This window comes from Streptomyces sp. NPDC093795, assembly GCF_044764665.1.
Lineage (GTDB): Bacteria > Actinomycetota > Actinomycetes > Streptomycetales > Streptomycetaceae > Streptomyces.
Genome location: NZ_JBIWIO010000004.1, coordinates 560,296 through 584,014, shown reverse-complemented (window position 1 = coordinate 584,014; position 23,719 = coordinate 560,296). Strand labels below are relative to the sequence as shown.

At 73.0% G+C, this 23,719-nt stretch carries 22 protein-coding genes; 9 read left to right on the top strand and 13 right to left on the bottom strand.

The genetic code is table 11. The annotated features are described in order from the left end of the window. Nucleotides 1–47: 47 nt before the first annotated feature. Genes ACIRB7_RS14840 through ACIRB7_RS14830 form a run of 3 tightly spaced genes read left to right on the top strand, consistent with a single transcriptional unit; the run spans nt 48 to nt 2,381 of the window. Nucleotides 48–1,190: a LacI family DNA-binding transcriptional regulator gene (locus ACIRB7_RS14840; protein ID WP_403597502.1), complete on the top strand. Its 1,143-nt coding sequence runs from the start codon at nt 48–50 to the stop codon at nt 1,188–1,190. Next, entirely contained in the window at nt 1,171–1,710 is a 540-nt protein-coding gene (locus ACIRB7_RS14835; RefSeq protein WP_403597499.1) for a SigE family RNA polymerase sigma factor, read from the top strand. Before ACIRB7_RS14840 ends, ACIRB7_RS14835 begins: the two co-directional genes overlap by 20 nt. Beyond that, nucleotides 1,710–2,381, top strand: coding sequence for a hypothetical protein (locus tag ACIRB7_RS14830; RefSeq protein ID WP_403597497.1), 672 nt, complete (start codon nt 1,710–1,712; stop codon nt 2,379–2,381). Before ACIRB7_RS14835 ends, ACIRB7_RS14830 begins: the two co-directional genes overlap by 1 nt. A 27-nt stretch (nt 2,382–2,408) precedes the next feature. Here ACIRB7_RS14830 and ACIRB7_RS14825 read toward each other — a convergent pair whose 3' ends face one another. Next, nucleotides 2,409–2,888: a DUF2269 family protein gene (locus tag ACIRB7_RS14825; RefSeq protein WP_403597494.1), complete on the bottom strand. Its 480-nt coding sequence runs from the start codon at nt 2,886–2,888 to the stop codon at nt 2,409–2,411. A 97-nt stretch (nt 2,889–2,985) separates the two neighbouring features. Between ACIRB7_RS14825 and ACIRB7_RS14820 the strand changes: the two genes are divergently transcribed. The 4 genes from ACIRB7_RS14820 to ACIRB7_RS14805 all read left to right on the top strand — a co-directional run bounded on the left by ACIRB7_RS14820 (nt 2,986) and on the right by ACIRB7_RS14805 (nt 7,442). Then, complete coding sequence (locus ACIRB7_RS14820) at nt 2,986–3,330, top strand: PadR family transcriptional regulator (protein ID WP_403597491.1); 345 nt, start codon at nt 2,986–2,988, stop codon at nt 3,328–3,330. Next, on the top strand, nt 3,327–4,001 hold the full coding sequence (locus ACIRB7_RS14815; protein ID WP_403597489.1) for a permease prefix domain 1-containing protein: 675 nt from the start codon (nt 3,327–3,329) through the stop codon (nt 3,999–4,001). Before ACIRB7_RS14820 ends, ACIRB7_RS14815 begins: the two co-directional genes overlap by 4 nt. A 98-nt stretch (nt 4,002–4,099) precedes the next feature. Continuing rightward, entirely contained in the window at nt 4,100–5,815 is a 1,716-nt protein-coding gene (locus ACIRB7_RS14810) for a rhamnogalacturonan lyase B N-terminal domain-containing protein (protein ID WP_403597486.1), read from the top strand. A gap of 106 nt (nt 5,816–5,921) precedes the next feature. Continuing rightward, on the top strand, nt 5,922–7,442 hold the full coding sequence (locus tag ACIRB7_RS14805; RefSeq protein WP_403597484.1) for a carboxylesterase/lipase family protein: 1,521 nt from the start codon (nt 5,922–5,924) through the stop codon (nt 7,440–7,442). Between the two features lie 68 nt (nt 7,443–7,510). Here the strand turns inward: ACIRB7_RS14805 and ACIRB7_RS14800 are convergent, their stop codons facing one another. The 12 genes from ACIRB7_RS14800 to ACIRB7_RS14745 all read right to left on the bottom strand — a co-directional run bounded on the left by ACIRB7_RS14800 (nt 7,511) and on the right by ACIRB7_RS14745 (nt 21,120). Further along, a complete protein-coding gene (locus tag ACIRB7_RS14800) occupies nt 7,511–8,647 on the bottom strand; it encodes a pectinesterase family protein (RefSeq protein WP_403597481.1) in 1,137 nt (378 codons plus the stop codon). Between the two features lie 25 nt (nt 8,648–8,672). Next, a complete protein-coding gene (locus tag ACIRB7_RS14795) occupies nt 8,673–9,998 on the bottom strand; it encodes a polysaccharide lyase family 1 protein (protein WP_403597478.1) in 1,326 nt (441 codons plus the stop codon). Beyond that, on the bottom strand, nt 9,995–10,801 hold the full coding sequence (locus ACIRB7_RS14790) for a rhamnogalacturonan acetylesterase (RefSeq protein ID WP_403597475.1): 807 nt from the start codon (nt 10,799–10,801) through the stop codon (nt 9,995–9,997). The genes ACIRB7_RS14795 and ACIRB7_RS14790 overlap by 4 nt, the downstream gene beginning before the upstream one ends. After that, nucleotides 10,798–12,135, bottom strand: coding sequence for an ABC transporter substrate-binding protein (locus tag ACIRB7_RS14785; protein WP_403597472.1), 1,338 nt, complete (start codon nt 12,133–12,135; stop codon nt 10,798–10,800). Before ACIRB7_RS14785 ends, ACIRB7_RS14790 begins: the two co-directional genes overlap by 4 nt. Before the next feature lie 85 nt (nt 12,136–12,220). Continuing rightward, nucleotides 12,221–13,762, bottom strand: coding sequence for a family 43 glycosylhydrolase (locus tag ACIRB7_RS14780; protein ID WP_403597469.1), 1,542 nt, complete (start codon nt 13,760–13,762; stop codon nt 12,221–12,223). Then, nucleotides 13,759–14,604, bottom strand: coding sequence for a PmoA family protein (locus tag ACIRB7_RS14775; RefSeq protein WP_403597466.1), 846 nt, complete (start codon nt 14,602–14,604; stop codon nt 13,759–13,761). The genes ACIRB7_RS14780 and ACIRB7_RS14775 overlap by 4 nt, the downstream gene beginning before the upstream one ends. Continuing rightward, a complete protein-coding gene (locus ACIRB7_RS14770; protein ID WP_403597463.1) occupies nt 14,601–15,764 on the bottom strand; it encodes a Gfo/Idh/MocA family protein in 1,164 nt (387 codons plus the stop codon). Before ACIRB7_RS14770 ends, ACIRB7_RS14775 begins: the two co-directional genes overlap by 4 nt. Before the next feature lie 26 nt (nt 15,765–15,790). Continuing rightward, nucleotides 15,791–16,672 (bottom strand): carbohydrate ABC transporter permease, encoded by an 882-nt coding sequence (locus ACIRB7_RS14765; RefSeq protein WP_403597713.1) that lies wholly within the window; start codon nt 16,670–16,672, stop codon nt 15,791–15,793. A gap of 35 nt (nt 16,673–16,707) precedes the next feature. Next, the gene (locus ACIRB7_RS14760) at nt 16,708–17,646 is read right to left on the bottom strand and encodes a sugar ABC transporter permease (RefSeq protein WP_351214116.1); all 939 of its coding nucleotides are present in this window, start codon (nt 17,644–17,646) and stop codon (nt 16,708–16,710) included. 158 nt (nt 17,647–17,804) lie between these two features. Continuing rightward, nucleotides 17,805–19,553, bottom strand: a complete 1,749-nt coding sequence (gene araD / locus ACIRB7_RS14755; RefSeq protein WP_403597459.1) for an L-arabinonate dehydratase — start codon at nt 19,551–19,553, stop codon at nt 17,805–17,807. After that, on the bottom strand, nt 19,550–20,458 hold the full coding sequence (locus ACIRB7_RS14750; RefSeq protein ID WP_403597456.1) for a dihydrodipicolinate synthase family protein: 909 nt from the start codon (nt 20,456–20,458) through the stop codon (nt 19,550–19,552). Before ACIRB7_RS14750 ends, araD begins: the two co-directional genes overlap by 4 nt. An 11-nt stretch (nt 20,459–20,469) precedes the next feature. Continuing rightward, entirely contained in the window at nt 20,470–21,120 is a 651-nt protein-coding gene (locus tag ACIRB7_RS14745; RefSeq protein WP_403597453.1) for a GntR family transcriptional regulator, read from the bottom strand. 131 nt (nt 21,121–21,251) lie between these two features. Between ACIRB7_RS14745 and ACIRB7_RS14740 the strand changes: the two genes are divergently transcribed. Both ACIRB7_RS14740 and ACIRB7_RS14735 read left to right on the top strand, forming a co-directional pair. Further along, nucleotides 21,252–21,710: a pyridoxamine 5'-phosphate oxidase family protein gene (locus ACIRB7_RS14740; protein WP_403597451.1), complete on the top strand. Its 459-nt coding sequence runs from the start codon at nt 21,252–21,254 to the stop codon at nt 21,708–21,710. A 342-nt stretch (nt 21,711–22,052) separates the two neighbouring features. After that, nucleotides 22,053–23,249 (top strand): Cmx/CmrA family chloramphenicol efflux MFS transporter, encoded by a 1,197-nt coding sequence (locus ACIRB7_RS14735; protein WP_403597448.1) that lies wholly within the window; start codon nt 22,053–22,055, stop codon nt 23,247–23,249. Nucleotides 23,250–23,719: the final 470 nt, after the last annotated feature.

Sequence of the window (23,719 nt, the reverse complement as noted above, 5' to 3'; positions counted from 1 at the left end):
CGGGCACCGGACGCCCGGAACACCGGGAACAGCCGAGGAGCGCGCACGTGGTCACCCTCGCCGATGTCGCCCGCCACGCCGGGGTCTCGGCCAGCACCGTCAGCTATGTGCTGAGCGGCAAACGCTCCATATCCGCGCCCACCCGCGAGCGGATCCAGCACAGCATCGACGCCCTCGGCTACCGGCCGCACGCCGGCGCCCGCGCGCTGGCCAGCAGCCGGACCGGCATCCTCGCCCTGATGATGCCGCTCCGCACCGGCCTCTACGTGCCGGTCCTGATGGAGATCGCGATGGCCGTCACCACCACGGCCCGCGCCCACGGCTACGACGTCCTGCTGCTCACCGGCGAGGAAGGCCCCGAGGCCGTCCGCCGCGTCGAGGGCAGCGCCATCGCCGACGCCATGATCGTCATGGACGTCGGGATCGACGACCCCCGGCTCCCCTGCCTCCGGGAGGCCGAGCGGCCCTCCGTCCTCATCGGACTCCCCGGCGAAACGGGCGTGGCCTCCGACACCGCCGAAGCCTCCGACACCGCCGAAGCCTCCGACACCGCCGAAGCCTCCGACACCGCCGAAGCTTCCGACGCCGCCGGACTCGACTGCGTCGACCTCGACTTCGAGGCCGCCGGAGCCCGCTGCGTCGACCACCTCGCCGGCCTCGGCCACACCCGGATCGCCGTCCTCGGCGAACCGCCCGCCGTGTACGAACGGGGTACGGGCTTCGCCGCCCGCACGCTCACCGGACTGCGCGCCGCCGCCGAAGCCCACGGCGTCGGGCTGCTCCACCGGCCCGTCGAAGGCACCTACGCGGCCGTCGCCGCCGCCGTCACCCGGATCTTCGAGGAACGGCCCGGCACCACGGGCCTCGTCGTCCAGAACGAGGCCGCCGTCGAACCGCTGCTCGCGTTCCTGCGCCACCGGCGCCGCGCCGTCCCCGAGGACGTCTCCGTCGTCGCCATCTGCCCCGACCAGGTCGCGGTCCACGCCTCCGTACCGCTCACCGCCGTCGCCGTACCCGCACGGGAGATGGGGCGGCTGGCCGTCGAGCGGCTCGTCCGACGGCTCTCGGGGTACGGCCCGGGGGGTACGGAGCTCATCGCGCCCCGGCTCACCGCGCGCGCCAGCACGGGCCCCGCCTCCTCTCCCCGCACTCCCTTCACCGAGGACCGTCGTGGTCTCGACGGACACTGAATCCGGCGACAGCGCGGCGGAGTTCCGTGCCTTCTTCGAGCGCCACTACGCCGAACTCGCCCGCCTCGCCCATCTGCTGACCGGCGAGACCGACGCAGCCGACGACCTGGCCGCCGACGCCATGCTCGCCCTCTGGCACCGCTGGGACCGGGTCCGCGCCGCCGACCACCCTGCCGCCTACGCCCGGGGCGTCGTCGCCAACCTCGTCCGCACCCGGATCCGGGGCACCGTGCGCGAGCGGCGCCGGATCGCCGCCTTCTGGGACCGGCGGCCCGACCACACCGAGGACCCCGACGTCCCCGCCGTCGTCGACGTCCGGGTGGCGCTGCGCGCCCTGCCGTTCCGCAAGCGTGCCTGTGTCGTCCTCCGGCACGCCTTCGACCTCTCCGAACGCGACACCGCCCTCGCCCTCGGCGTCTCGGTCGGTACGGTCAAGAGCCAGACCGCCAAGGGCATGGCGGAACTCCAGCGGTTGCTCGGCCCCCGGGCCGCCACCGAACTCGCCGCGGGAAGGCGCTGATGGACGAGACACGGCTCCGCCGCGAGCTGCGCGATGCGGCGCTCGCGCACCGGCCCGACCACGCCCGCATCCTCGCCCGGGTGGAACGCGGCCTCGCCGCGCCCGGCCCGGCGACCCGGCCGCCCCGGCCGGCGGGCCGGTGGAGCGGCCGCCGCTGGACGGCGGTCGTGGCCGTGACCGCGGCCGTCGCCGCGGTGGTCGGCCTCGGCGGTCTCGCGGCGACCACCCTGGGGGAGCGGCCGGCCGGGCCCGCCACCACGGTGCCCGCGCCCGGCCCGACGGCGCGGGTCACCGCCTCGATCGACCCCGGCAGCAACCGCTGGTGGGCGCAGAGCGATCTCGCCCTGACGACGGACACGCCCGTCGGCGGGCTCACCGTCGAACTGCGGGTCGCCCGCACCCGCGGTGTGGTGAGCACGGGCCACTGGCGCACCCGCCCCGCCGAGGACTTCACCGAGACGGTGACCGAGGAGACCCGGGCCCTGGTCTACCGCTGGACCCTGAAGCCGGGCCGTACGGTCCCGCCGGGCGCCCATGTCTTCGCGGGCCAGTACAACCACGCCGAAGGGGTACGGGACGCCTCGGCCGACACGTACACCGTCGTCCTGACCGGCCCCGACGGCGGCCGGTCCACCCTGCGGGGCGACTTCGGGGCGGCCTCCGCGAAGTGACCGGCGGGGCGCGGACGGCGCGGGCCGTCACGCCCCCGTCGTGGAGCCCGGTCGGACGATCATCAGGACGACGACGACCGCCCAGAGGACGTTGAAGACACCGGTGAGCATCGCGAGACGGGACGCCACGGGTCGCGCCTCCTCCTCGGTCGACGGGCCCTCGGCCAGGGCGAGCAGGCGCCGCTGGCCGGGCAGGACGGCGAGCCCGAGGAGCGCCGCGGCGATCGTGGTCAGGACGAGCGAGGCGATCAGCCAGGCGTCGGTCAGGACGCCGAGCTGGGCGCCCGTGGCGATCCCGAACACCGGCACGACGACCCCCGCGACGGCGTAGACGGAGCAGACGCGGTGCAGGAGGACGGCCGTCCCGATGCCCTCGGGGCGGCCGTCCGGCGTCCCGCCGCGGCAGGCCCTCAGCGCGTGGCGCGGGAACATCGACGCGGCCACGGCGATCGACCCCACGGTGAGGATCGCCACGAGGACGTGGACGGACAGCAGGAACTTGGTCACGGCGAGAAGCCTCCGGCTCGGCTCGATATGTTGTCTGCCAATACGTACAGCGCCAATACATACACTGCCTACCTGTCCTTTGGGTAGGCTGCCTCCTATGAAGGCGGACGCGGTGCGAGGGCACCTGGACGGACTGTTGCTCGCGGTGCTCGAACAGGGGCCGCTGCACGGCTACGCGATCATCACCGCGGTGCAGAACCGCAGCGGCGGCGTGCTCGAACTGCGCACGGGCACGATCTATCCGGCCCTCAACCGGCTCGAGCGGACCGGCCTCCTGAGCAGCAGCTGGCAGTCCTCGGGCGAGCGGCGCCGACGGGCGTACGAGCTGACCGAAGCGGGCCGCCGCACGCTGGCCGGAGAACGGACGGCGTGGAACGAGTTCACGGCCGCCATCGGCTCGGTCCTCAACCCCGTCACGCCGCCGCCCGGGCTCGCCACATGAGCGCCGGCGGCCAGGACGCCACCGACCCCGCCCGGGAGTACGTCGCGGACCTCGCGGCCGCCCTCCACGGACCGCCGGCCGCCAAGGCCCGGCTGGTCGAGGAGATCCGCGGCGGCCTCCTGGACACGACCGACGCCCACGCCGACCGGGGGCTGTCCCACCGCCACGCGTTCCGAGCGGCGGTACGGGAGTTCGGGACCGTGGACGAGCTCGTGCCCGGCTGTCAGCGAGAACTGACCCTCGCCCAGGCCCGGCACACCGCCCGGTCCGTCGCCCTCACCGCCCCCTTCCTGATCGCCTGCTGGTACCTGGCGGCGACCCCCGTCCCCGAACCGGCCGGTGGGCTGGTCCCCCGCGCCGCTCAGCTCCTGGCCGTGAACGCGGCAGGCGTCGCGATCGCCGCCACCCTGCTCGCCGTCGCGACCCTGGCCGCCACCGGCACCCTCGCCCGCCGGCTGCCCACGCCGCGCCGACTGCCGCTCGTGGTCGCCTGGACCGGAACCACCGCCGGCGTCGCCATGGCGGTCACGACGCTCGCGCTCGCCACCGCCGCCGCCCTGGCCGTGAACTGGCCCCTGCTCGCCTGCGCCGGCGTCCTCGCGGCCGCCTCCCACGCCGCGGTCGCCTCCTCGGCCCGCGCCTGCCGCCGGTGCGCCCGCCTGCCCGCGTAACTCTTCTCCGGCAGGCGGGCAACCCTTCTTCGGCCGGTGGCGACCCAGTGACAACCGGGAGCCGCCCCGTACCCCCGTACCGAAGGAGCCGCACGCCGATGAGCTCGTACGACACCTCCGCGCACCCCGCCCCGTCTCCCTCCGTGCACCCCGCCCCTCACCCCCTCCGCCGCCGCAGCCTCCTCGGGGCCGCCGTCGCCGGCACCGCCCTCGCCGCCACCGCGGGCCTCGCGCCCGGCACCGCATCGGCCGCCGGGTTCGGCTGGAGCGACGACGGCACCCAGTACGTCATCGACACCGGCGCCGGACTCGTCCTCAAGGTCTCCAAGTCGACCGGGGACCTCACCTCCCTCGTCTACAAGGGCAAGGAGTACGAGGGGTACGGCGGCAAGCACTCGCACGTCGAGTCCGGCCTCGGCGCCTCCACCGTCACCCTCAGGCAGACCGGCTCCACCGTCCTCGTCACCGTCGTCCACGGCACGCTCCGCCACTACCTGGCCGCGCGCTCCGGACGCAACAACGTCTACCTGTGGACCGACAAGGCCGACACGTCCTTCACGGCCACCCGCTTCATCGCCCGCGTCAAGCCCGGCATCTTCCCCAACGAGCAGCCCGACTCCTGGGTCGAGGGCGCCGACACCGTCATCGAGGCCGGGGACGTCTGGCAGCGCGCCGACGGACACACCCGGTCCAAGCACTACTCCGGCCTCCGCGTCATGGACTACGACCACATCGGGTACACCACCGGGAGCGTCGGCCTGTGGATGGTCCGCTCCAACCACGAGAAGGCGTCGGGCGGGCCCTTCTACCGCTCCCTGCTCCGCCACAGCAACGAACTCGGCGTCGGCCTGTACGAGATCCTCCACTACAACCAGTCCCAGACCGAGCCGATGCGCTTCGGTCTCCAGGGCCCCTATCTGCTCGCCTTCACCGACGGCGGTACCCCCGACCCCGCACTCTTCGCCGCGAACCACGACACCTCGTGGGTGGACGGCCTCGGCATCCCCGGCTGGGTCGGCGCCGCGGGCCGGGGCCGGGTCGCGGGCGTCGGGCTCCAGGGCATGGCGGCCGGTCACGCGTACACCGTCGGCTTCGCCAACGCCGACGCGCAGTACTGGGCCCGTGCCGCCACGGGCACCGGCGCCTTCTCCTGCCGGGGGATGCTCCCCGGCACGTACACCCTCACCGTGTACAAGGGTGAACTCGCCGTCCACGCAAGCTCGGTGACCGTCACCGCCGGCGCCGCCACCGCGCTGCACACGATCACCCTCACCAACGACCCGAGCACCGCGCCCGCGCTCTGGCGGATCGGCGACTGGGACGGCACCCCCGGCTCGTTCAAGAACGCCGCCCTCATGACGTACGCCCACCCCGCCGACGTCCGGGCCGCGCCCTGGACCGGGAACGTCGTCCTCGGCGGCGGAGACGTGTCCGCCTCCTTCCCCTGCTACCTGTGGAAGGGCGTCAACGACGGCGTCCTCGTGTACTTCCGGCTCACCGCCGCCCAGGCCGCCGCCGCGCACACCCTGCGGATCGGGGTCACCACGGCCTTCCTCAACGGCCGCCCCCAGGTGACCGTCAACGACTGGGCCTCCGCCGTCCCCACGCCGCCTGCCCAGCCCTCGACCCGGTCGCTGACCAACGGCTCGTACCGGGGCAACAACCACACCTTCACGTACGTCGTCCCGGCGAGCGCCTGGAAGACCGACCCCAGTCAGTACAACGTGCTCAGGCTGAACGTCGTCAGCGGGTCCTCCGGCACCGGCTTCCTCAGCCCCGGTACCGCGATCGACTGCGTCGACCTGCTGCCCTGACCACAGGAGCCGGTAGCCGGTAGCCCTCGCATTGACATCGTCACTGCGTGAATCGTCATGATCTTGGTGTTGGCGCCGTCCAGGTCCCCTATGCCACGCTCGGTCCATGGACATCTTCAAGACGACACACGGTGCGGTGCGGGGCTTCCGGGCCTCCGCGGACGTCGTCGCCGTGCTCGGCATCCCGTACGCCGCACCGCCGTTCGGCGCCCACCGGTTCCGGGAGCCCGCCCCGGCCACCGCGTGGACGGGCGTCCGGGACTGTACGGCCTTCGGCCCCGTCGCCCCGCAGTCGGCGGAGCTGCCCGGCGCGCCGGTGTGGTCGCCGGGCGACGAGGACATCCTCACCGTCAACATCTGGACTCCGGTCCCCGACGGAGGCGGCCTGCCCGTCCTGGTCTGGATCCACGGCGGCGCCTACACCTTCGGTTCCTCGGCACAGCCCGACTTCGACGGCGCCGCGCTCGCCCGTGCCGGTCTGGTCGTGGTCACCCTCAACCACCGCATCGGCTTCGAGGGTTTCGGCCACGTCCCCGCCGACGGTCCTGCCCCCGCCGACGGGGCCACCGCCCACCCCGACAACCGGGGCCTGCTCGACCAGGTCGCGGCCCTGCGCTGGGTGCGGGAGAACATCGCCGCGTTCGGCGGCGACCCCGGCAACGTCACGCTCGCCGGCCAGTCCTCAGGGGCCGCATCGGTCGCCTGCCTCATGGTGATGGACCGCGCCCGCGGCCTCTTCCACCGGGCCATCGCCCACAGCCCCGCCAGCCCCTGCTACCCGCTCGACGTCGCCGCCGCGACCACCCGCGAGGTGGCCGCCGCGGTCGGCTGCCCCGCCACGCCCGAAGGGCTCGCGGCGGCGACCCCGCAGGCCCTGGTCCTCGCGTCCGACCAGGTGGTCGACGCCTATCGACAGGACCCCGCGTCCGGGTCCCGGCACTACGATCCCTCGCTCTACGCCCCCGTCCTCGACGGCGACGTCCTGCCCACCGACCCCCTCACCGGAATGGCCGAGGGACGGGCCGGGGGAGTGGACCTGCTGGTCTGCCACACCACGGAGGAGTACCGGCTGCTCGACGCCGTGGGCAGCAGCGCGAAGGTCACCACCGGCGAACAACTGGCCCGCTTCGCCGATGACTTCGGGCTCCCCGACGGCCTGGTGGCCGGCTATCAGGCCGCGCTGCCCGGAGCGCCGGTGCTCGACCTCTACCTCGCCGTCTTCGGCGACCTCCTGTTCGCGGAGTACGCCCACCGGCTCGCCGAGGTTCACGCCCGCGCCGGCGGCCGGGCGTTCCTCGCCCGCTTCGACCGCCGGCGCGCCGGCCCGCACGGCGGCGTCCGGGCCTGGCACTGCGCGGACATCCCCTTCGCCTTCGGCAACGTCGACGACGAGAACCTCGCCTTCCTCATCGGCGGCGCCCCCACCCCCGAGGACCACGAGCTCGCCGACCGCATGGTGCGCGCGTGGGCCGACTTCGCCGCCACCGGAGACCCTGGCTGGCCGGCGGTCGACGACTCCGCCACCCACGCCAGGACATGGAGCACGGCCGACACTCCCGCCGCCGACGTCCCCGCCGCTCCCCGCGCCCTGTGGGCCGAGGCCCGCTTCCCGCTCCTGCGTCCGTGAACGGGAAACCACCGGGCCCCCGCACAGAGGCCCGGTGGTCACATGGTCCCGTCAGGGGCAGGGCCGCGTCAGGGGCAGGGCCGCCGGGGGGTCCAGTCGCCCAGGTACGCCGCCGCCGTCGCGGTGGCCGCCTCGGCGGCCGCGAGCTGGGGCCGGTTCTCCGGGACGGTGATCCGGGCGCCCGGACCGGTGTTGCGGTACTCGGCGAAACGCTGCGCCTGCCAGGGATGGGCCTCCCGCATGTTCGCGTACGGGGTGACGGGGTCGACCCCCGCGCCGAGGACGCTGTCCCGGACCACGAGCGACGGCCAGGCCGTCAGGTCCGAACTCGGGACCCACGGCCGTGCCAGCTTGTAGTAGCCGTCCGGGGCCGAGCTGCTGACCCGGCAGCGGGCGGCGAGGAACCCGTACGGGTTCGCCCGGGCCGTGGACGGGGCGAACACGAAGCCGTGCGGCGCCGACGCCAGGTCCGGGCGGAGCAGCGTCCGGAAGTGGCAGTGCTCGAAGACGGCGGTGGCCCGGCCGAAGACGAAGTCGACGTCACCCTCCACGTAGCAGTGCGCGAAGTACTGGCGGGCGAACGCGGACAGTGCCATGGAGTCGGCGTACAGGGTGTCCTGGTGACCGAGGAAACGGCAGTGGAAGAACGCCGACCGATCGCCCTGCACCTTGAGGGCGACGGCCTGGGTGCCGGGGTTCCCGGGCAGGGCCGTGCGGAGGAAGTCGTTGGCGAAGGTGACTCCCTGTGCGGTGAAGCCGTCGGCCTGGACGGTGGTCGTGGCGGAGCCGGAGGTGCCGTACGTGCCGCCCTCCGGCCGGGGCGTCCCGGCGGCGTTGGCGTACACCACGACGACGTCCCGGGGGTCCCCGCTCGCGCCGATCCAGGTCATGCCGGTACGGGAGGCACCGACGGCGACCGTCTCCCGGTACGTGCCGGGGGCGAGCACCAGGGTCCAGCCGGGCCCGTCGGCGGCGGTGACCGCCGCCTGGACCGTGGTGTGGTCGCCGAGACCGCCGGGGTGCACGTACAGCGTCCGCCCGGTGAGCCGGTCGGCGGGCGAACCGAACCGGCCGAAGGGGCGGCGGGGCGGCTGGGGCGAGGCCGCGGCGGGTGCCGCAGGCAGAGCGAGGGCGAGCGCGGCTCCGGCGCCGCCGAGGAGCAGGGAGCGGCGTCCCGGGACGGCTCCGGTGGAGTGCGAGGGCATACGGGTCCTCCTGGAGTGGGGAAGCTCAGCGGGAACGGCCGGCGCCCGCGCCGAGACCGACGAGCCAGGGCACGGCCCTCGGGTGGTCGACCCGGGTGCGCAGGACGGGCGTCCAGCCCGCGTCGGCCCGCAGCAGCTCCTCGGGGACCTGCGTGTTGTGGACGGCGAGGAGGTCCACCGGCCTGCCGTTCACGTAGTTGCCGGTGGTGGTGACGGGCGCGTCCTTCCACTTCTTCAGGATCTTCCCGGCCGGCACCCCCTCGGCCAGCGTGAACGCGTTCTTCTCGGCGACGAGCTGGGACTCCTGCCCGATGCCGAGGCTGTACGCGTAGGTCGCATTCGGCACCACGAAGTGGTTGTTGTACGCGTCGACCTGACCGAACCGGACCCGGGGCGCCCGCTCGATCACGTTCTTGAAGAGGTTGTGGTGGAGGGTGACCCGCAGCTTCCCCCGGTCGGTGGCGCCCGCGCTGTCGCTGTTGCCGATCATCAGGGTCTTGTCGTGGTCCGTGAAGACGTTCCAGGAGACCGTGACGAGGTCCGCGCCCCGCACCACGTCGAGCTCGCCGTCGTGCTGCTGGTACACCTCCCCGTAGTACGAGGGCAGCGAACTGTCCGGGTGGGCGCCGTCGGTGAACGTGTTGTGGTCGATCCACACATGGGTGGAGCCGTACACGACGAGGCTGTCGTACTCGGAGTTCCACGCCCCGGTCGCGCCGTCCGTCGGGTCCCACTGCGGGAAGCAGTCGAGCGGGCTCTCCAGGGTGAGGTCGCGGATCACGACGTTGTCGACGGCCTGTACCTGGAGGCTGCCGCCGGTGATCCCGGCGTGCCTGCCGACGCCGACGATCGTGGTGTTCGACGGCACCTTGACCTTGATGGCCTGGCCCTGGGCCGTCGCGGACGCGGCCCGCAGCTCCTCCTGCGGGCCGCTGACCTCGTTCTCGTACCCCCAGACGGCCGGGTCGTAGTCGGCGAGGTAGCGGGCGAAGTCGTAGCCGGGAGCCTCGAAGGCGGCGCAGCCGGCGGCGGTGGCGTTCAGCGTGCCCACCACCCTGACGATCCTCGGCTCGGTGCCGGGCACGGCGAGCGCGGCCCGGAACTCCTCCCAGGTGGTGACGGTGAAGACCCGGGAGGCGTCGGCGGCGGCGCCACCCGTGGTGCCGGTCCCCGCGGACGCCCAGCCGTCACCGGCCGGCAGGGTCGCCCGGGCCGGGTCGGAGCCCGGGCGGTGACCGGAGTGCGCGGGACCCGCGTGCTGAGGGCCGGAGTGCGCACCGGCCACGGGGGCGGTGACCGTCAGGGCGAGAGCGGTCGCGGCCACCACTCCCAGCTGCTTGCGTCGGTTCATGGACGGCTCTCCTCGGCATCGGGCCAGGTGATCAGGTCGGTGGGGATCTCGTCGTCCAGGCGGCGCGTCTCACGCGGCGCGAGGACATGGGTGCGGAGCAGCTCGGCGGCGACCAGACGGGCCACCTCGATCGCGCCCGGCGGGTTGAAGTGGGTGTTGTCCTGCTCGGTCGCGGTCCAGTTGAAGTACGTCTTCGTGGCCTCGGGGCCGAGCCGCTGCCACAGCGCGAGCGACAGGGCCTCGACGTCGAGGAGCGGGACGTCCGACGCGCGGGCGGTCTCCCGCATCGCCGCCGGATACGCGCCGAGGGTCCGCAGCGCGGTGGCGTCGACGTCGAACTTGCGCCGCTCCACGGAGGTGGCGAGCACCGGGAGGGCGCCCCGGGAGCGCGCGCCCTCGACGAAGACCCGCAGGTTGTCCTGGTAGGTCGTCCACGGTTCGGTGTAGCGGGTGGGGTCGGCGACCTTCTGGTCGTTGTGGCCGAACTGGACCAGGAGCAGATCGCCGGGCCGTATCGCCGTCAGGATCGCGTCGAGGCGCCCTTCGTCGAGGAAGCTCTTGGTGCTGCGCCCGTTGACGGCGTGGTTGGCGACCCGTACGCCCCGGTGCAGGAAGAAGGGGAGGGCCATGCCCCAGCCGGTCTCGGGCGCGGCGTCGGCGTACTTCTGGGCGGCCGTGGAGTCGCCCGCGAGGAAGAGGGTGCGCATACGGGGGTGTCCTTGGGAACGGGCCGGGGGAGCCCCGGCCAGGGCGAGCGCGAGGCCCGCCCCGGCCGTGACCACCGCGCGGCGGCCTACGCTCACGGGTTCTGCTGCTGCCACTCGGCCTGCGCCGCGTTCAGCTGCTCGGCCAGGTGGTCGAGGAACGCCTTGGCCGTGGACGTGCCGAGCAGCACCTTCTGGAAGCCGGACTCGTTCTCGGCCTTGGAGATGCTGTTCCAGTCCGGCAGGTAGTACGGCAGCTCCACGATGGTGGCCTCGCCGCTGAAGAGGACATCGGCGCCCAGCTTGGTCGGCTCGGACTCCTGGAGCCACGGGTCCTTGGCGGCGTCCGTGTTGGCGGGGATGGCGCCGGCCGACTTGTTCCACTTGCTGTTGGAGGAGTGCGAGGCCGCGAACTCGATGAACTTCCAGGCGGCGGCCTTGTTCTTGCTCGTGGAGAACAGGCCGAGACCGTCGACCGGGTTGGAGACCTGCACCCGGGTCCCGTCGTCGAGCGTCGGGTTCGGGATGCCGCGGAACTTGTCCGTGCCGAGCGCCTTCACATGGTCCTGGTAGGAACCCAGGTTGTGGTTCAGCATGCCGATCTCGCCGCTGTCCCACTGGGCGACCATCTTGGTGAAGTCGTTGTTGACGTCGGCGGCCGGGGTGGTCCTCTTGAACAGGCCGGCGTACTTCTCCAGGGCCGCCACGTTCTTCGGGTCGTTGACGGTGGTCTTCTCGCCGTTCCAGAAGCTGGTGATGCCGCTCTGGCCGTACATGGCGTCCAGGGCCTGCGCGATCGAGCCCGCCCCGCCGCGGATCGTGTAGCCGAAGCGGTTCTTGTCGGCGGCGGTCAGCTTCTCGGCCGCCGCGTAGAACTTCGACCAGGTGGTGGGCGCCGGCAGCCCCGCCGCCTTGAACAGGTCGGTGCGGTAGTAGAGGACGCCGTTGCTGGCGGAGGTGGGGACGGTGAAGAGCTTGTCCTGACCGCCCGCCGCCGTGACGCTCGTGACCATGGCGGTGTTCAGCTTGCCCTTGAGCGAGCTCGCCTCGACACGGGCGTCCAGCGGCTCCAGGGCGTTCTGCGCGGCGATTCCCGCGAGCATCGCCGCGCCGACGCCGCCCACGTCCGGCAGGCCACCGCCCTGGATCGCGGTGTCGTACTTGGACTGGACCTCCTTGGAGGCGATCCCGACGTACTCGACGTCGATGTCGGGGTTCGCCTTCTCGAAGTCCGCGATGATCTCCTTCCAGACGTCGGTGCGGACACCGCCGTTGTTGTCCCAGAAGGTGATCTTTCCCTTGCCCGATCCCTCGGTGCCCTTGCCGCCCGCGCCGCCGCCGTCGTCACCGCAGGCGGTGGCGGTCAGGGCGAGGACACCGGACAGGGCGAGGGCGAGGGCGGCTCTGCGCCGTCCGCCGGGGAAGATGGTCATCGTCGGCTCTCTTCTCTCGGGGTGTTGCGGGGACTTGCGGGGGATGGAACGGGATGTGGGGGAGTGCAGGGGGTACAGGGGCCGTTCAGGCGGGGGTGACGCGGAAGGCGGAGAACACGGCCGTCCCGGCCTGTCCCGCGCCCTCCGGTGCCCCGGCGAACAGGCCGAGCAGCGCACCGACCCAGCGCCAGGGCGTGGCGGCGAACTCCGGCCCGAGACGGACCGGGTCTCCGGAGCGGTCGGAGGCGTACGAGAAGCGGCAGCGCGCGTCCGCCGTGACCTCGATCCGCAGCAGGACCCGCTCACCGGACACGGGCAGCGCGTGCGCCGCGTCCCGTTCCCGGTCGGCGCTGCCCGGGGCGAAACGGTGCACCAGACGGACCGCGCCGTCCAGGGCCCGCTCCAGACCGATCCACGCGTACGCGTCGCCGAGGACGACGAGCCCCGCGCGGGCCCCGGGCGCCGCGGAGTCCAGCCGCAGCCCGACCTCGACCACGAGGGCCCCGGCCGGCAGCCGCTGGGTCAATACGTGCGGCACGCTCCGCAGATCGTCGAGGCGGTCCGTACGCACACAGCCGAGCCGCAGTCCGTCACCGGCGTGCTGACTGGCCCAGCCCTCCACCGGGTTGGCGGTCCACTGCCACTGGCGGCCGAACCGCCCGCCGGGGAACGTGTCGTCCACGGCCGGCCGCGCGGGCGGCTGTTCGGGCAGGTCCGGCTTGCGATGCACCCGGACCGGAGCGCCGCCGTCACCGAGCACCGGCCAGCCGTCCGCGCCCCAGCGCATCGGCTGGAGGTGGACGATCCTGCCGTGCGCGCCCGCCTGCTGGAAGTGCAGGAACCAGTCCTCGCCGCGCTGGGTGCGCACCCAGCCGCCCTGGTGGGGGCCGTTGACGTCGGTGTCGCCCTGCGCGAGGACGATCCGCTCCTCGTACGGGCCGAAGAACGACCGCGACCGGAACGCCCCCTGCCAGCCGGTGGCCACGCCCCCGGCGGGCGCGAGGATCCAGAACCGGCCGTCGTGCCGGTACAGCTTCGGGCCCTCCAGGGTGAACCAGCCGGGTATCCGGTCGGCGTCGACGAGGACCCGGCCCTCGTCGAGCACCTTCGTCCCGTCCGGGCTCATCCGGTGTCCGACGAGCCGGTTGTTGAACCCGGCGCGGGACTTGGCGAAGGCGTGGACGAGGTACGCCTCGCCCGACTCCTCGTCCCACAGCGGGCAGGCGTCGATCAGACCCCGGCCCGCCTTCACCAGGTGCGGCGCCGTCCACGGGCCGCGCACGGAAGGGGCGTTGACCTGGAAGATCCCGTGGTCGGGGTCGCCCCAGAAGATCCAGAACCGCCCGCCGTGGTGGCGGAACGAGGGCGCCCACACCCCCCGGTCGTGCCGGGGCTCCGTGAACGCGGCGGCCGGCTCGAGCCGCTCAAGAGCGTGGCCGACGAGCGTCCAGTTGACCAGGTCCCTGGAGTGCAGCAGCGGCAGACCCGGGGCGCGGCCGAAGCTGGACGCGGTCAGGTAGTAGTCCTCGCCCACCCGCAGCACGTCCGGGTCGGACCAGTCGGCCGCCAGGACCGGGTTGCGGTACGTACCGTCGCCCAGGTCACCGGTGACGGTCGCCGCGCTCACGACGCCACCGCCTTGCGGACCAGGGCCGCGGCCCCGTCCCGGTCGAGGCGGCCGTCGGCGACGACGGTCACCACCCGCCGTACGAAGGTCTCCCCGTCCGCCACCGCGAGCCGTTCGCCGTGGGCGAGGGAGGAGCCGACCCCCGGGTACTCGGCGGCGCGGACGAACCACGGGTCCTCACGGGTCCGCGCGGTCGCCCCGGCGAACACCAGCGTCCAGCCCTCGCCGGCCAGCGCCACCCAGTCGGAGCGGACCCCGTGCACCGCCTCCTCGCCGTCCGCGTCCGACCCGAACACCACGGGCGCCGCCGCCTCCTTCGGCGCGCGCCAGAAGAAGCCGCCGTACGCCGCGCCGAGCCGGCCGTTCGTCGCCGGGCTGCCGATCGACAGGTCACGGCCCGAGGTGTTGGTGAGGGAGAACGTGAGGTCGAGCGCCCAGGCGGAGCCGGTGAGCGGGACGGCCGCCACCGTCCGGTGCTCGCGCAGGAGCCGCCCGCCGCCGGCCGTCCAGCTCAGCTCCTCCACGAAACCGTCCGGGTCGCGCAGCTTGAACCCGTCGTGCCGCTGCACCCCGTGGTTGTCGAGCGCCACGGAGCCGCGGTCGCGGACGAAGGTGCGTCCGCCCCAGAAGTTGTGGCCCGCGACATCGGGCACCGCGACGCCCGCCCCCAGGTGGTGCGGGTGGTCCTCGGGCACCGTCTCGGTCACCGCCCGCCCGCCGAGGGTGGTGACGGGGTGGAGGTACGGCCGGGGGGAGTGGTCGAGCGCGAGATCGGGCCGGGTGGTGTAGCGGGCGACGGGACGGCCCGCGCAGCGCAGGACCGTCGGGGTCTCGGCGGTCATCGGACCTCCGCCCGGGTCGACGGCGCCCAGGCGGCTCCGAGTTCGGAGAACAGCCTCAGCCCGTCGGCGCTGGCGTCCACCAGCGTGTCGACGCCGTCGACGACCCGGCGCGGCGCGCTCTCGCCGGGTTCGGTGTGCCAGTGCGCGGCCGGGATCGCCAGCGGGTCGGGGGCCGTCCGTACGGCCTCGACGACCCGCATGAACGCGCCGGTCTCCGCAGGCGGCACGCACAGCGCCTCGCCGTCGGTGAGGTGCGCGACGAGGTTCTCCAGGAGGTCGGTACGGCCGTATTCGGTCTCCACCGGGCCGTGCCCGGCACGCTGTACGAGGACCCGGTCCTGCCGGTACCAGAAGGTGATCCGGCCCTGACTGCCGTGGACGATCACGTACGGCTCCGAGGACGTCTCGGCGCACAGCGTCGCCGCGACCGTGACCTGGGTGCCCGCCGAGGTCACCACCCGTACCGCGGAGGTGTCGTCGGACTCGATGGCGTGGGCGTGCAGCAGCTCCGTCTCGATGTGCTCGACGTCCTCCGCCCGGGTCGAGCCGGACAGCGCGAGCGCCGTGGCGACGGCGTGCGCGAGGGGGTTGGTGAGCGCCCCGTCGACGACGTCGACCCCGCCGAGCCGCCGGTGTCCCGCCCAGGGGGCGCGCCGGAAGTACGCCTCGTCGCGGACCCAGGCCCCGGCCGCGCCGACCCCGAGGAGTTCGCCGATCGCGCCCTCCTCGACCAGCCGGCGGATCGCGGGCACCGCGTGCGAGCCGAGCGACTGGAAACCGATCTGGCAGGCCACCCCGGCCGCCTCGACCCCCTCGGTCATCCTGCGGAACTCCGCGAACGACGGGGCGGGGGGCTTCTCCAGGAGGATGTGCGCCCCGTGCCGGGCGGCGGCGAGGGTCATGTCCGTGTGGGTCTGGATGGGGGTGCTGAGCACGGCGATCCGGGCGCCGGTCGAGGCGAGCAGCGCCTCGAAGTCGGCGGACTGCTCCGGCTCCCCGATGCCGTCGAGCTCGTCCGCGTCGAGCGGCCGCAGCTCGCACACCCCGGCGAGGCGTACGAGGCCCCGCTCCTCCAGGCGGCGGATGTTGAGGAGGTGGCTGCGGCCGTGGCCGCGGGCGCCCGCGAGGACGACGGGCAGCGGAGTGCGTGCGGTGTTCATGTCTCCCTGGTTCACGTGGTCGCCGCTCATCCCTTCACCGCCCCGGCGCTGAATCCGGTGACCAGCCACTTCTGGATGAACCCGAAGACGATGACGACGGGGACGGCGGCGATGACCCCGCCCGCGGCGAGTGCCCCGAGGTCGACGCTGTCGGCGCCCATGAGGGTGTTCAGGCCGACCGGGATCGTCTGCTTGTCCTGGCTGCTGAGGAACATCAGGGCGAAGAGGAAGTGGTTCCAGGCGTGCACGAAGGCGAAGGAGCCGACGGCGACGAGACCGGGCCTCAGCAGCGGAAGGACGACGATCAGGAAGGCGCGGAAACGGTTGCAGCCGTCGACCCAGGCCGCCTCCTCCAGGGAGTACGGCACGTTCCTGATGAAGCCGCTGATGAGGATCATCGACAGCGGCAGCTGGAAGACGGTCTCGGCGATGATCACACTGCCCAGGGAGTTGATCATCTGCAGCTCGGCGAAGATCTGGAACAGCGGGACGAGGAGCAGGGCGCCCGGCACGAACTGGGAGCAGAGCAGGGCCAGCATGAAGCCCTTCTTGATCCGGAAGTCGAAGCGGGCCAGCGCGTAGCCGCCGGCGAGGGCGACGAGGGTGGTGCTGATGAGCACCGCGACCCCGATGAGCAGGCTGTTCTGGAAGAAGACGCCGAAGCTGCGCTCGTTCCACACCTTCTCGAAGTGCGCGCTCGTCATCGGCCAGGGCAGCAGCGAGGTGGACCCGGTGGGACGGACCGCGAAGAGCAGGATCCAGTAGAAGGGGATCAGGGTGAAGAGGAGGTAGATCCCCAGGGGCAGGTAGATCTGCCAGCGGGGCACCTCGTCCCAGGCCCGGTGCTTGGAGCGGGCGGCGGCGGGCGGGGTCCGGTCGGGCGGCTGCGCGGCCCGCCGCGGGGTCACGCCGGCCGGGGCCGGGCTGAGGGTGGACTCGGTTGTCACTTTCCGTCGCCTCCGAACTTGCTCAGGCGCAGGTAGACCATGGAGCAGAAGAGAAGAATCACGAACGCCACCGTGGTGAGGGCGGAGGCGTAGCCGAAGTTGTGGGCCTCGACGCTGGTCTCGGCGATGTAGAGCGGCAGCGTGGTCGTCACACCCGCGGGGCCGCCGCCGGTCAGCGTGTACAGCAGGTCGACGTTGTTGAACTCCCACACCGCGCGCAGCAGGGTGGAGAGGACGATCGCGTCCCGGATGTGGGGCAGGGTGATGTGGACGAACTGGCGGACCCGGCCCGCCCCGTCGACCTCGGCCGCCTCGTACAGGTCCTTCGGTACGGACTGGAGGTCGGCCAGGATGAGGATGGCGAAGAAGGGCACCCCGCGCCAGAGGTCGGCGACGATCGCCGCGGGGAACACGGTGGCCGTGTCGGACAGCCAGGACGTGCCGTACGTACCGAGGCCCATGTCCGCCAGATAACGGCTGATGCCCGTCTGGGAGTTGTAGAGCAGTACCCAGATCGCGGAGGTGAGCACGCCCGAGACGGCCCACGGCGAGAAGACCAGGGCCCGGCCCAGGGCGCGGCCGACGAACGTCTGGTTCACGATCAGGGCGAGCGCGAGACCGAAGAGGAGCTGGAGCGTCACCTCGACGACGACCCACTTCAGGCTGAAGGTCAGCGTCCCCCAGAAATGCGGGTCCTCGGTGAAGATCCGGGTGAAGTTCTCCAGGCCGGCGAAGCCGTTCCGCCAGGGCTTCGTGGGGTTGTAGTGCTGGAGGCTGTAGTAGAAGACGCTGAGCACCGGATAGGCGATGAAGCCCAGCATCAGCAGCCCGGCGGGGGCGATGAGCAGGTACGGCAGTCGGCGGGGGGCCGCTCCCGTGCGGCGGCGCCCCCGTGCCGTGACTGCTTGGGGCGGTGGGGTCACAGCTGAGGCCATGACGGCGGCTCCGTTCTCGGTGAAGCGCTTCGCGAACGACGTTCGAGATTTCGGACAGGTCGGACGGGCTGCGGGCGCGGTGGGACGGGTGGAGCTGGTGGGGCAGGTACGGCTGATGGGGTTTCCGGTTCGAGCCGGTGGGTTTCCGGGAGTGGATTTCAGCCCGCGTACGGATCGGGGGTGTCGCCCGGCCGGGCCAGGAACTCGAAGTCGCAGCCGGTGTCGGCCTGGGAGATCTGCTCCATGTAGAGCGCGCCGTAGCCGCGCTCGTACCGGGCCGGCGGGGGTGTCCATGCGGCCCGGCGGCTGTCCAGCTCCTCGTCCGCGACGTGCAGGTGGAGGGAGCGTGCCGCGACGTCGAGGGTGATCGTATCGCCCGTACGGACGAGGGCAAGGGGTCCGCCGACATGGGACTCGGGCGCCACGTGCAGCACACACGCCCCGTAGCTCGTCCCGCTCATCCGGGCGTCGGAGATCCGCACCATGTCCCGTACCCCCTGCTCCAGGAGGTACCGGGGGATGGGCAGCATGCCGTACTCCGGCATCCCGGGCCCGCCCTTGGGGCCCGCGCCACGCAGCACGAGCACGTGCTCGGCCGTGATGCCGAGCGCCGGATCGTCGATCGTCCGCTGCATCGTCCGGTAGTCGTCGAAGACCACCGCCGGACCGGTGTGCTTGAGCAACCGCGGCTCGGCCGCGATGTGCTTGATGACCGCGCCGTCGGGACAGAGGTTGCCGCGCAGCACCGCCACCCCGCCCTCGGGGGCCAGCGGCCTCGACCGGACGCGGATCACCTCGTCGTCGTGCACGAGGGCGCCGTCGAGCTGCTCCCGCAACGTGGCGTGGGAGACCGTGGGCCGGTCCAGGTGCAGGACGTCGGTCAGCCGGGAGAGGAACGCCGTCATCCCGCCCGCGAAGTGGAAGTCCTCCATCAGGTACTTCCCGCCGGGTCGCAGGTTCGCGAGCACCGGCACCGTCCGCGCGATCCGGTCGAAGTCGTCGAGCGTCAGCTTCACCCCCGAGCGCCCCGCCATCGCGATCAGATGGATGACCGCGTTGGTCGAGCCGCCGAGCGCGAGCACCGCGGCGACCGCGTCCTCGTACGCCTCCCTCGTCAGGAGCCGTGAAAGACGCAGATCCGACCGTACGAGTTCCACGATCCGCAGCCCCGAGGCCGCCGCCATCCGGTCGTGCCCCGAGTCCACCGCCGGCACCGACGAGGCGCCCGGCACGGTCACGCCCAGGGTCTCGGCGGCGGCGGTCAGCGTGGACGCCGTGCCCATCGTCATGCAGTGGCCGGGGGAGCGGGCGAGACCGCTCTCCAGCTCCGCCATCTCGCAGTCGCCGATGAGCCCGGCCCGCTTCTCGTCCCAGTACTTCCACATGTCCGTACCGGAACCGAGGGTCTCCCCCCGCCAGTGCCCCGGCAGCATCGGACCGGCCGGCACGAACACCGTCGGCAGGTCGACCGAGGCCGCGCCCATGAGGAGCGCCGGGGTCGTCTTGTCGCAGCCGCCCATCAGCACGGCCCCGTCGACCGGGTAGGACCGCAACAGCTCCTCGGTCTCCAGGGCGAGCAGATTGCGGTAGAGCATGGGCGTCGGCTTCTGGAAGGTCTCCGACAGGGTCGAGACCGGGAACTCGAGCGGGAAGCCGCCGGCCTGCCACACTCCCCGCTTCACGGCCTGGGCGCGGTCGCGCAGATGGACGTGGCAGGGATTGATGTCGGACCAGGTGTTGAGGATGGCGATCACCGGCTTGCCGAGGTGCTCCTCGGGCAGATAGCCGAGCTGCCGGGTGCGGGCGCGATGGCTGAACGAACGCAGCCCGTCCGTGCCGTACCACTGGTGACTGCGGAGCTCCTCGGGGCGACGCCCTTCGGTGGGCCCCTGCTCCGTCCCGCTCATGCCGACCAGCCGGCGGCTATCGCGGCGACCTCGGCCCGCTCGGACTCCGGGAGTTCCCGGCTCGGCGGGCGGACGGCGCGGCGGCAGAGCCCGAGGGAGGCCAGGGCCTCCTTGACGACGGTCACGTTGTCGGCGCTGCCGTTCGCCGCGCGCAGCTCCTCGAAGCGGCGGATCCGCTCCCACACCTTCATGGCGGCCTGGTAGTCGCCCGCCCGCAGGGCGCCCAGCATCTCCAGGGAGACCGCGGGGGAGACGTTGACCAGGCCGGAGGTGAAACCGGTGGCGCCGCTCGCGAAGTAGGCGGGGGCGTACGGCTCGGCGAGGCCCGCCACCCACACGAACCGGTCGAGGCCCGCGTCCCGGGCGAAGCCGGCGAACCGGGCCGCGTCGGGGACCGCGTACTTCACCCCGATGACGTTGGGGCAGGCGGCACCGAGCTCGGCGAGCCGGGCCCCGCTCAGCAGCGGGTTGCGGATGTAGGGGACGACACCGAGCTCCGGTACGGCCTCGGCGATGGCCCGGTGGTAGTCGACCCAGCCGCTCTCGGAGACGTACGGGTGGACCGGCTGGTGCACCATCACCATCCCGGCGCCGGTGGCACGGGCGTGCCGGGCGGCCTCCACCGCCGTCGGTACGTCGTGGCCGACGCCGACCAGGATCACGGCCCGGTCGCCGGCCTCCTCCACGGTCACCTCGGTGAGGGAGCGGCGCTCATCGGGGGTCAGGGCGTAGAACTCCCCGGTGTTGCCGTTCGGGGTGAGGGTGCGGACCCCGCCGTCGAGCAGCCGGCGAAGCAGCGCCCGGTGCGTGACGGTGTCCACGGAGCCGTCCTCGGCGAACGGCGTGACCGGGATGGCCACGACGTCGGCGAGGGCGGCCCTCAGGGTCTCGAATTCCATGGTCACGTGCTGCCCGCTCATTCGCTGTCCAGGGGGGAGTGGGGGAAGGCGCGCTCGACGAACGAGGCGATGTGGTCGTGTACGGCCCGGCCGGCCCCGTCGACGTCACCCGCGGCGGCGAGCCGCAGGATTTCCTCGTGCTCCGCGGCCTCGCGCTCCCAGGAGGGGACGGCGGCCCAGGCGACCGTGGAGACGAGCGCGGCCTGGTCGCGGACCTCGTCGAGCATGCGGCCGAGCAGCGGATTGCCGCAGGGCAGATAGAGCGCGCGGTGGAAGTCCCGGTTCGCCAGGGACCGTTCGGCCGGGTCCTCGGCGCCGGCCGCCCGCCGCAGGGCCTCGTGGGCGGTGTCGAGCGGGGCGCGGGAGGCGACGGCCCGGCGCACCGCCTCGGGCTCCAGGAGCAGCCGTACGTCGTAGACGGCGCGGGCCATGTCCGCGTCGACCATCCGGACCGTGACGCCCTTGTACTGGCTCATCATCACGAGTCCGCTGCCCGCGAGAGTCTTGAGCGCCTCGCGGACCGGGGTCTTCGACACCCCGAAACGTGCGGCGAGTTCGGCCTCCACGAGCGCTTGGCCGGGTCTGAGCCCTCCGGTGAGGATGTCGTGCTTGATCGCTTCCAGGACGTACTGGGTGCGGGAGGGGATGGGACTGGGGGCGAAGGACATGGCGCGCTCTCAGATCTCATGTATCGCGTCTCATATATGACGTACGAAGTTCAACGGGCATGAAGCTAGGGCGGCGTTCGTGTTTCGTCAATGCTTCGTGCAAGCGTTTTCTACGACTTAGGGTCGGGGTCATGACGAACACGCGGACGGTACGTGGCCCCGAACAGCGCAAGAAGGACGTCCTCGCACGCCTGACGGACGAGGTGGACATCTGGGTGGCCTCGGCGGCCGGCGACGGGACGCCGTACCTCGTCCCGCTGGCCTTCCACTGGGACGGGGCGGACATCTGGCTCTGCACCCGGCTCACCAACCCCACCGGACGCAACCTCGCCGCCGGAGGGCGGACCCGGCTCGCGCTCGGGGACACCCGGGACGTCGTGCTGCTCGACGGCGAGGTGACGACCCTCGCCGTGGAGGACGTACCGACGCCGGCGATCGAGGGGTTCGCGGCGAAGTGCGGGTGGGATCCCCGCGGTTCGGGCCCCGCGTACGCCTGGTTCCGGGTCAGGCCCACCGCGGTGGAGGCCTGGATCGAGGAGCCCGAGCTGGTCGGGCGCCACCTCATGCGGGACGGGGTCTGGGTGGTCTGAGGCCGTGGGAAACGGGGTGCGAGGGGTGGTCAGGGGCGGGTAGTGTCCCCGGCATGTCGAGCCCCGAAGCATCCAGGGTGGGGGCTTTCGGTCACACCGTCAGCCCCCTGAACTCCTGAACGGTTGAACCCGTTTACGCCTGAGCCGTAAGGCGTTAGCTGTGACCCCGGCCGCTGAGCCGGTGGTCCGTGCCGCCCTTCCGCCGCCTCGCGTGGCCGGACGGGCGTGCTCCGGCGTGGTCCGGTGCGCTCCGGTGTTCTGGTGTTCCGGTGTCCCCGGGGGTGCTGACCGTGGTGACGAGACGTCGTTCTCGTACCCCTCCTCACCCCGGAGCCACCCTCGATGCCTCTTCCGTTGTACCTGCTCGCCCTGGCCGTCTTCGCCATGGGCACCTCCGAGTTCATGCTCGCCGGGCTGTTGCCCGACATCTCCCGCGACCTCGGCGTGAGCGTCGGCGCGTCCGGCGTGCTCACCTCGGCCTTCGCGGTCGGCATGGTCGTCGGCGCCCCGCTGACGGCCGCGCTCGCCAGGGACCGGGCGGGGCGGGCCGGACTGCTCGGCTTCGTCCTGACGTTCCTCGCCGCCCATGTCGTCGGCGCGGTCACCACCAGCTTCCCGCTCCTGCTCGCCACCCGGGTCGTCGCCGCCCTCGCCAACGCGGGCTTCCTCGCCCTCGCCCTGACCACCGCCGCCGCGCTGGTACCGGCGGAGCGCAAGGGCCGCGCGCTCGCAGTCCTGCTGTCGGGGACGACCGTCGCCACGGTCGTGGGCGTGCCGGGCGGCGCGCTGCTCGGCTCTCTCTTCGGCTGGCGCGCCGCGTTCTGGGCCGTCGCCGCGCTGTGCGTGCCCGCCGCGCTCGGCGTCCTGCGGGGCGTCCCCGGCCGCTCGGTACGGCGGGAGGGGAACGGCGGCCGGGGAGTCGTCGGCGTGCGTCGTACCGACGAACGGCCCGCGCTGCGAGCCGAGTTCGCGCGGCTGAGGAACCCGCGGCTCCTCCTGGTCCTGCTGGCCGGCGCCCTGGTGAACGCCGCGACCTTCGGCGCCTTCACCTTCCTCGCCCCCGTCGTCACCGGCCCCGCCGGTCTCCCCGCGTCCTGGGTGCCGGTCGCCCTGGTCCTCTTCGGCGCGGGGTCCTTCGCCGGGGTCACGGCCGCCGGGCGGCTCTCCGACCGGCGGCCCGGCCTGGTCCTCGCCGTCGCGGGTCCGCTGCTGCTGCTCGGCTGGCCCGCCGTGGCTCTGCTCGCGGAGCGCCCCGCCGCCCTGCTCGGGCTGGTCCTCGTGCAGGGCACGCTGTCGTTCGCGCTCGGCGGCACCCTGATCGCCCGGGCCCTGTACGCGGCGGCGGGCGCCCCCACCATGGCCGGGGCCTACGCCACCGCCGCCCTCAACGTCGGCGCCACCGTGGGTCCTCTGCTCGCCGCCGCCACCCTCGGCACGGCGGCCGGGCCCCTGGGGCCGTTCTGGGCGGGTGCCGCGCTCGTCGCCGTCGCACTGCCCGTCGCCCCCGCCGCCGTCCCGGCCCGCCGCGAGGCCGGCTGACCGACAGGCGGGGGCGGCGGCCACGTCCTCTCGGCGGACCACGTCCCCTCGGCGGGTTCCCCGTGGCGGCAACCTTCTCGGCCTCGGTGGCGACAGAGACGTAGCCACCCGTCTTCCGAAGCACAGGAGGTGCCGCCGCCGTGGACCCCGTCACCCCTTCCGCACGCGGCGAAGCGCTTCGATGGTCCGGCCGCAAAGTGACCCTGTCAAGGTGTGAGCGACAGTCATGTTGCCTTCCCCTTGCGCCACTTGGGCAGCGCGAACTTCTCGCGAACTGCCCGGGGTTTCTTGGGAGCGACCCTTGCCGCGCCTGTGACGTTCACTTAACCTCGCAGCAATATCGAAGCGCTTCGACAGGTTCGTCGACGGCGCCGGGGGTCCGCCCCGCCCGCACCACCTCCACCACCGCAGCCGGCCGGCACCCCCGCGGTCGCCGTTTGTCCTGGCGCGTGCCATGAAGGGTTGACGCA